Source organism: Novosphingobium sp. (assembly GCF_032093395.1).
Classification (GTDB): domain Bacteria; phylum Pseudomonadota; class Alphaproteobacteria; order Sphingomonadales; family Sphingomonadaceae; genus Novosphingobium.
This window is the reverse complement of the sequence record NZ_DAMDBA010000002.1, coordinates 145,950-147,513: the sequence shown is the minus strand read 5'-3', so window position 1 is coordinate 147,513 and position 1,564 is coordinate 145,950. Positions and strand designations below refer to the sequence as shown.

Sequence of the window (1,564 nt, the reverse complement as noted above, 5' to 3'; positions counted from 1 at the left end):
CGCGGGCTTCGGCGGCGCTGCGGAACTGCTCGACCGCTTCCGCGATCTCGCCGATTTCGTCACCGCGTTCGCGGAACGGAACTTCGACCTTGCCGCCTTCGGCCAGCGTGGTCGTGACATGGGCGATGCGGCTCATCGGCGCGGCAACCGTGCGGTTGATGAGCAGCCAGATGAAGACGATCAGAGCCATCGCGAAGAGGGCCAGCGTCACGCAGAGGATCGTGGCCGTGCGCGCGGTCGCGGCGCCGTCTTCGGCCTTGGCGGCAACGCGTTCACGCGTGAGTTCGATCAGCTTGTCGGTCTGCTCGATCATGTCGTGCGAGGCTTTCTTGCCCTCGTCCTTGATCATCGCCATCGCGGCATCGACATCACCGGCGGTGCGCAGGGCGAAGATTCGGTCGTTCACCTGGGTCAGCGCGACCGCGCGGGTGCGCAGTTCAGCCACTTCCGGGCCGAAAGCTTCCTCACCGATGACCTTGTAGGCATCCACCGACTTCAGCAGTTCGTCGTCGCCGGCCTTGAGGCGGTCACGCAGGTTCTGCGCATCGCTGGCACTGGCGGCGTTGTAGTAGCTGTAGACGATGATCCGCAGTTCCTTGACGTTGCTGATGACGTCAGTGAGTCCGGACATGCCTGCCATGCCGCGCGAAACGTGCGATTCCGCAACGGCATTGAGCTCACGTGTCGAGAGGAAGCCGTTGAGGCCCACCACGGCGATCATCACATTGATGATCGAAAAGGCCGCCCACAATTTTTTGGGCAATCGCCAATTGTTCAGAAAATCAAGCATCAGTATTCCAGTTCCTGCTTGGGGGGTCGGCCCCGCCATGGGAGCGTCTTCTTCATTATAGTTCGGCGGGTGAATCGCAGGTGCGGAGCGCCCGGAAAATCGCAGATTTCCGGTAAGTCACGGGCTCAGTTTGCTGCTGCCGGGCATGCTGCTCGGTAGCGCTGCTTCGTGACCCTGCTTTCAGGCCCCACCCATCTTATGTTCTTGAAAAGACAGAAGGCCGGGATGGTTGAACCACCCCGGCCTTCCAGACGATTGGCCTCCCGGCGGACCGGGAGACCATCGATCCTCCGATTAACGGAAGAGCGACAGGATCGTCTGCGGCGCCTGGTTGGCGATCGACAGAGCCTGCACGCCCAGCTGCTGCTGAACCTGAAGGGCCTGAAGCTTCGCCGATTCCTTGGCGAGGTCAGCGTCGACGAGGTTGCCAATGCCGGTTTCGACCACGTCCGACAGCTTGCTGGTGAACGAGAGCTGGCCCTCGATCTTGCGCGAAGCCGCGCCCATGTCGCTGAGGCTGGTGTTGACGTCCTTGATGACGTCATCGAGCTTGCCGACCATCGCTTCGGCGTCGGTCTGCGAGGCGATGGTGGTGTCGATGGCGTCGGTCACCTTGGCGGTGAAGCCCTGGTTGGCGACGTTGAGGCTGTCCGTGGTGTCGGCACCCGTGGTGATCGTCAGCGACTGAAGAGCAGCAACGGTGGTCGTGCCCGTGAAGTCTTCGTCGAGCAGGTTGGTGTTGTTGAATTCCGACGACTTGATGATCGTGGTGAT

General features: G+C 61.6%; 2 protein-coding genes. Both read right to left on the bottom strand.

Going from position 1 to position 1,564, the window contains the following annotated elements:
- Positions 1 to 790: MCP four helix bundle domain-containing protein (locus RT424_RS01325; protein ID WP_313433927.1), on the bottom strand; the 790-nt coding region annotated here is incomplete at its 3' end.
- 294 nt (positions 791 to 1,084) lie between these two features.
- The coding region (locus RT424_RS01320; protein WP_313433926.1) for a flagellin at positions 1,085 to 1,564 on the bottom strand (480 nt) is incomplete at its 5' end.